Here is a 5,841-nt window from a genome sequence, read left to right as displayed (position 1 = left end):
GCTTGCCGAGCAGGGTCAGTTGCAGGCTCGCGCCATAGCTGTCGGTCGACACGACGGATTGCTCGTTGGTTGCCTGCAAGGTATCGACGGTGCCGTCGGCGTTGATCGTGCCGTAGTCGTCGTTGACGTTGCTGCTGGTGTTGGCGTTGCGAAAGTGCCGATAGTACGCGTTGCCGCTCAGTTCGACGTGATCGTTGAAGTAGTGATCGCCCGACAGCGTCAGATAGCCGACCGTGTTCTGATTCTCGTCGGGGTAGGTATACGGCTGCTTGAAATTGTTCAGAAACGAGCGCGGGATGGTCTGCGTGCCATGCAGATCGTTGTCCGCGCCGCCACCCGACAATGACAGCGTGGTATTGGCGTCGGTATAGCGCAGCTTGCCGAACCCCTGGCGGATGCGGCTTGCGTTCTGCTCGGCCCAGCCGTTGTCATTCAACGCGTTGGCGGTCACGTAATAGTCGAGGTTGCTGCCGATCGTGCCGCCCTGTTCGATCTGCGCGGCTTTGCGGCCCCACGAGCCGCCGCTGATCTCGGCCTCGCCGACTGGGTCGTCCTTGCCGTTCTTGGTCGTGATCGACAGCGCGCCGCCGAGCGTGTTGAAGCCATAGGTCGGATTGGAACCGGGGATGATCTGGATCGTGTCGATCGCCTGTTGCGGTAGCAGGTCCCAGTTCACGACGTCGCCGAACGGTTCATTCACGCGCACGCCGTCGACGAATACCGACAGACCCTGCGGCGTGCCGAGCAACGGCGACGCGGTGAAGCCGCGATAGGTCAGGTTCATCTGATACGGGTTGCCCTGCGCGTCGGCGATATCGACGCTCGGCAGATTCTTCGCGAGGTAATCGGTGAGCGTCTGACGCCGCTGTCGGTCCAGATCGGCAGCGTGGACGGTCTGCACGTTGGCGGGCACCTGGGTCAGCGGCGTGCCGATACCGAGCAGCGGGGTGGTGCCGACGATGACGATCGGCGCGAGTGTCGTGGTGGGCGGCGCGCTGGTTGCGGCGTTATCGGCGTTAGCGGCGCTTGCTGGTGCCGGTGCGGGTTCGGAGGCTCCCGCTGGCGCTGCAGCCGATGCTGCCGCCGCTGCCGATGCCACGGCCGGCGGCTGAGCCTGCGCCCACGCGCCCGCCGATAGCACCGCAAGCGTGCCGCCGAAACACAGTGTGATGCCTGCGCGCCGCTGCAAACGGCGCTGGCGGCGTGCTTGTGATCGCATGCTCATCGTTCTGTCTCCTGCCGGCTCGGCGCGCGTCGCGCGCGTTCTTCGTTGTTGGCTAGAGCTTCGCATATGCATCTGTGAACCGGGCGGGAGCTTTTCCCGATCTGCCAGGGAAGTGCTCCCAAAACCCACACAAAAATGCGCCGCGCGCAATCGCGCTGAGTAGAATGCAAACGTCATGTCAAGCGACCCGATCCGCGTATCTTCCACCGGCCGCCCGCCGTCGCATTCGACGGTATGGCGCGATCTCGCCTGGGTGATCGCGACCGCCGTACTGGCGATGGCGCTCGGCGCCGCGTTCGATGTCAGCGAACGCGCGTACCGGCTCACGCGCGGGATGGAGCGCTTCCAGCTCGACGAATTGCCGGGCACGCTGTTCGTGCTGTCGATCGGCCTGGCGTGGTTTGCATGGCGCCGCTACCGCGACGCGCGCCGCGAACTCGGCTATCGACGCATGCTCGAGGAACAGGCCGAGCGCCTGCTCGCCGATAACCGGCGGCTCGCCACTCAGGCGCTGCAAGTGCAGGAACTGGAGCGCCGCCATATGGCGCGCGAGCTTCACGACGAACTCGGCCAGTATCTGAACGCGATCTCGCTCGACGCCGCGCGCATTCGCGATCTGGCCAGCGAACGCGAGCCCGAGATTCATCGCGTGTCGCTCGGCGTGATCCACAGCGCAACCCATGTGTACCGCGAGATCGGCCGCATGATTCGCCGCTTGCGGCCCATCGGTCTCGATGAATTCGGCTTGCCGGGCGCGCTCGAACATTGCGTCGACGGCTGGCGCGAGCGGCTGCCCGACGCGTCGTTCTCGGTCACCATCGAAGGGGATTTCAGCGGGCTGAGCGATACGCTCACGATCACGTTGTACCGGCTCGTGCAGGAAGGACTGACCAACGTGTCGAAGTTCGCGCGCGGCTCACGCGTCGAACTGTTCATGGTGCGCGCGCCGCGCGAAGCGCCGCACGCAAACGGCGCCGCCACGCCAGCGCCGATCGACGAAATCGTCGTGACGATGGCCGACGACGGCCCCGGTACCGATCTGACGAAGCCGCGCGCCGGGCTCGGGCTGATCGGGATGCGCGAGCGCGTCGAGGCGCTCGGCGGCGAATTCCATGTCGCCAGTGAGCCGCAGCGCGGTTTTCTGTTCTGCGCGCGCCTGCCCGCTCACGCGGGGCTCGCCGAGCCGGTGAACTGAAGGCCGAGCCGGCTCGCCATCTGCGCGAGCTGCACGCCGTTGTCGGCGCCGAACTTCTGCCGGATCACCGATTGATGGTTGGCGACCGTCTTCTGACTGAGCCCGAGTTTCTCCGCGATGCTCGGCAACGTATAGCCCTGCACCAGCAGACGCAGCACCTCGAACTCGCGCGCGGACAACTGACGCCCCGGCGGCCCTTCGTTGAACGCGGTGCGCAGCGCCAGCGCCTGGGAGATATCCGGGCTCAGATAACCGGCGCGCCGCGCGATCGTGCGCACCGCTTCGACCAGCACGTCGGGCGCGCTCGCCTTGGTCACGTAGCCGAGCGCGCCCGCATCGAGCGCGCGGCGCACGAAGATCGATTCCTCATGCACGCTGAAGATCAGCACGCGCGCGTCGGGCTCGCGCGCGAGCATCCGCCGCATCGCCTCGATCCCGCTCGCGCCCGGTAGCGACACGTCCATCACGACCACGTCCGGGCGCAGCGCGCAAAAGCGCTGGTAGGCCTGCGCGGCGTCGCCGGCCTCGCCGCACACGTCGACATCGGCGTTCAGTTCGAGCAGACGCCGATAGCCTTCGCGCACGACCGCATGGTCGTCGACGAGCAGGACGGAGATGATTTCCGCACTCATGGTCAGGCTCCGTTATCGCGGCCGACGTCGGGTTTTTGTGCCGCCGCCGCGAGCTTGCGCGAGTTCGCGTCGTTGCGAAACAGAATCGGCTGTTCGCGCGCCGCTGCCGCCGCCGCGGACGTGGCGGCCGCCGCGGCGCGTTGCACGACCTTCACCACCTGCTCGTGAAACGGCGACTTGTCGCACACGGGGTCGGCATTGGCCGGGTCGCCGGTGAACAGGTACGCCTGGCAGCGGCAGCCGCCGAGGTCGCGTTCTTTTTCGTCGCAACTGCGGCACGGCTCCTTCATCCATTGCAGACCGCGAAAGCGGTTGAACGCATCGCTGTCGTACCAGATATCGCGCAATGGGGTGTCTTTCACGTTCGGCAGCGTGAGCCCCGGCAGCCCTCGGGCGGCGTGGCAGGGCAGCGCAAGACCATCGGGCGCGACGCCGAGAAACACTGCGCCCCAGCCATTCATGCAGCGCTTCGGACGGTTCTCGAAGTAGTCGGGCACGACGAAGAAAATCTTGCAGCGCTCGCCGTGCGTGCGGCGATAGCGCGCGACCACCGCTTCGGCTTCTTCGAGCTGTTCGCGCGTCGGCATCAACTGCGCTTCGTTGGCGTGCGCCCAGCCGTAGTACTGCGTGTTCGCGAGTTCCAGGTATTCGGCGCCGAGCGCGAGCGCCATTTCGATGATCTTGTCGACGTGCGGCAGGTTATAGCGATGCAGCACGCAGTTGAGCACCATCGGAAAGCCATGGCGTTTGAGCGAAGCGGCGACACGTTGCTTCAGGTCGAACGTGCGCGTGCTGCTCAGAAAGTCGTTCAGTTCCTGCGTCGAATCCTGGAACGACAACTGGATGTGGTCGAGACCGGCCGCCTTCAGGTCGCCGAGCCGCTTATCGGTGAGACCGACACCGGAGGTAATCAGATTCGTATAGAAGCCGAGTTTGTGCGCTTCTTCGACGAGCACTTCGACGTCGTCGCGCACCAGCGGCTCGCCACCCGAAAAGCCGAGCTGCACCGCACCGAGCGCGCGCGCGTGGCGCAACACGTCGATCCATTGCACGGTGCTCAGTTCGCGGCTGTGATCGGTGTAGTCGAGCGGGTTGTAGCAGAACGCGCAATGCAGCGGGCACCGATAGGTCAGCTCCGCGAGCAGCCATAACGGTGGCGGCACGTCGGCAGCCGCCGTCGCGTCGGACTGCGCGCCGGAGCCTGGCTGTGAAAGATCGGTCATCGCGCTACTCCAGCCAGCCGCGCGAGTGCGCGTCGGCGATAAAGGCCCGTACTTCGGCACCGATGCCGGTCGCGTTGAACGCCTGCTCCAGATCGGCGATCAGCGTGTCGATATCGCGGGTGCCGTCGCAGCGCTTCAGAATTTCTCCGGCGCTCTGATTCAGCTTCACCATCCCCTCCGGATACAGCAGCACATGCGCGTTCTGCGCGGCCTCCCATTGCAGACGGAATGGCTTCGCGATCGTCAGCGGCGTGGCGGCTTGCCTTGCCGTTGCAGGAGGGTCTTCGGCGCGGGTCGTGTCGTTCATTGCGGGAACGCCTTTTCGATCGAGTCGAGCATGGTCCACAGAATGTCGAGCTTGAATTGCAGTATCTCGAGCGCCCGTTCCTGCTGTTCGCGGCGCGTGAAATGATCGAGCGTGACTTCGAGCCCGTGTTGCACGTCGCGCTGCGCGAGCGAAATGCGCGAGCGGAAATACGCGAGCCCCTCCGCGTCGATCCATGGGTAATGCTCGGGCCAGCTCGCGAGCCGGTCGCGATGCACCTGCGGCGCGAACATCTCGGTCAGCGACGAGCACACCGATTCCTGCCACGGCGCGCGGCGCGCGAAGTTCACATACGCATCGACGGCGAAGCGCACGCCCGGCGTCACGTGTTCGAGCGACCATAATTCGTCGCGCGTCAGGCCAACCGCGTCGCCGAGCCGCGCCCACGTCTCGATGCCGCCTTCCGCGCCGTCGTAGCCGTCGTGATCGAGAATGCGCAGCACCCAGCGGCGGCGCGTTTCGCGGTCCGGACAATTCGACAATACCGCTGCATCCTTCAACGGAATGTTGATCTGATAGTAGAAACGGTTCGCGACCCAGCCGCGAATCTGCTCGCGCGAGCAGCCGCCGCTATTCATCTTCACGTTGAACGGGTGATGAATGTGATACGCGGTGCCTTTCGCTCGCAGCTGCGCCTCGAATTCTTCGCGGCTCCACGCCGGTTGGTCCGCGTGTGAGTTGCGGGCCGCATTCGCGGCGCGCATCGGCGTCGCGTCCTGGATGTCGTTCGCGTTCATGCGATCTCCGTTTTTTTGGGGGTCATTCACTGCCGCGCCTCGTTACCGCACCTGCATGCCTACGCAAAACGATACTTTGCATGCCGGCTATTCAATGCTTCACAGCTCGAAACTCATGCCGTCGTAAGCGATCTCGATCCCATGTTCGACGAGCACGCGCCGCTCGGCGCTGTCCTCGACCAGGATCGGGTTGGTGTTGTTGATATGGATCAGCACTTTGCGCTTCGCGCCGTGCCCATGCAGCGAATCGAGTGTTTCGATCATGCCGCCCGCGCCGGTCTGCGGCAGATGGCCCATATCGGCGGCGGTTTTCTTCGACAGGCCGAGGCGGATCATTTCGTCGCCGGTCCACAGCGTGCCGTCCACCAGCAGCAAGTCCGCCTCGCGCATCGCGGCGAGCACGTGTTCCTCGATCGCGCCGAGTCCCGGCGCATAGAACACACGCTTGTTCGAGCGCAGATCGGTCAGCACTAGCCCGATGTTGTCGCCGCGCTCGGGCGCGTT

General features: G+C 65.1%; 7 protein-coding genes. 1 reads left to right on the top strand and 6 read right to left on the bottom strand.

What is annotated here, in order from left to right; genetic code table 11:
- Window positions 1-1,225 (bottom strand): TonB-dependent receptor (locus VGH68_RS01595; RefSeq protein WP_331601753.1); only part of this gene is annotated, 1,225 nt, incomplete at its 3' end.
- A 175-nt stretch (window positions 1,226-1,400) separates the two neighbouring features.
- Between VGH68_RS01595 and VGH68_RS01590 the strand changes: the two genes are divergently transcribed.
- On the top strand, window positions 1,401-2,420 hold the full coding sequence (locus VGH68_RS01590) for a histidine kinase (protein WP_331601752.1): 1,020 nt from the start codon (window positions 1,401-1,403) through the stop codon (window positions 2,418-2,420).
- Here VGH68_RS01590 and VGH68_RS01585 read toward each other — a convergent pair.
- From VGH68_RS01585 to VGH68_RS01565, 5 genes are all read right to left on the bottom strand, one after another.
- A complete protein-coding gene (locus tag VGH68_RS01585) occupies window positions 2,390-3,052 on the bottom strand; it encodes a response regulator transcription factor (protein ID WP_331601751.1) in 663 nt (220 codons plus the stop codon). The two genes, VGH68_RS01590 and VGH68_RS01585, sit on opposite strands and share 31 nt — an antisense overlap.
- A gap of 2 nt (window positions 3,053-3,054) precedes the next feature.
- Window positions 3,055-4,275 carry a pyrroloquinoline quinone biosynthesis protein PqqE gene (pqqE, locus tag VGH68_RS01580; protein WP_331601750.1) on the bottom strand — a complete coding sequence of 407 codons (1,221 nt, stop codon included), beginning with the start codon at window positions 4,273-4,275 and terminating at the stop codon, window positions 3,055-3,057.
- Window positions 4,276-4,279: 4 nt separating this feature from the next.
- Window positions 4,280-4,582 (bottom strand): pyrroloquinoline quinone biosynthesis peptide chaperone PqqD, encoded by a 303-nt coding sequence (pqqD, locus tag VGH68_RS01575; RefSeq protein WP_331601749.1) that lies wholly within the window; start codon window positions 4,580-4,582, stop codon window positions 4,280-4,282.
- Complete coding sequence (pqqC, locus tag VGH68_RS01570; RefSeq protein ID WP_414696878.1) at window positions 4,579-5,337, bottom strand: pyrroloquinoline-quinone synthase PqqC; 759 nt, start codon at window positions 5,335-5,337, stop codon at window positions 4,579-4,581. The genes pqqD and pqqC overlap by 4 nt, the downstream gene beginning before the upstream one ends.
- Before the next feature lie 99 nt (window positions 5,338-5,436).
- Window positions 5,437-5,841 (bottom strand): MBL fold metallo-hydrolase (locus VGH68_RS01565; protein ID WP_331601748.1); only part of this gene is annotated, 405 nt, incomplete at its 5' end.

It is taken from the genome of Paraburkholderia sp. (genome assembly GCF_036488505.1).
Taxonomy (GTDB): Bacteria; Pseudomonadota; Gammaproteobacteria; order Burkholderiales; family Burkholderiaceae; genus Paraburkholderia.
The sequence above is the reverse complement of the archived record's forward strand: the minus strand, read 5'-3'. Positions and strand labels throughout refer to the sequence as shown.

Bases quoted from the DNA above. Each gene is read 5' to 3' on its own strand.
- VGH68_RS01590 (WP_331601752.1), top strand. From the start codon at position 1,401: ATGTCAAGCGACCCGATCCGCGTATCTTCCACCGGCCGCCCGCCGTCG.
- VGH68_RS01585 (WP_331601751.1), bottom strand. From the start codon at position 3,052: ATGAGTGCGGAAATCATCTCCGTCCTGCTCGTCGACGACCATGCGGTC.
- pqqE (WP_331601750.1), bottom strand. From the start codon at position 4,275: ATGACCGATCTTTCACAGCCAGGCTCCGGCGCGCAGTCCGACGCGACG.
- pqqD (WP_331601749.1), bottom strand. From the start codon at position 4,582: ATGAACGACACGACCCGCGCCGAAGACCCTCCTGCAACGGCAAGGCAA.
- pqqC (WP_414696878.1), bottom strand. From the start codon at position 5,337: ATGAACGCGAACGACATCCAGGACGCGACGCCGATGCGCGCCGCGAAT.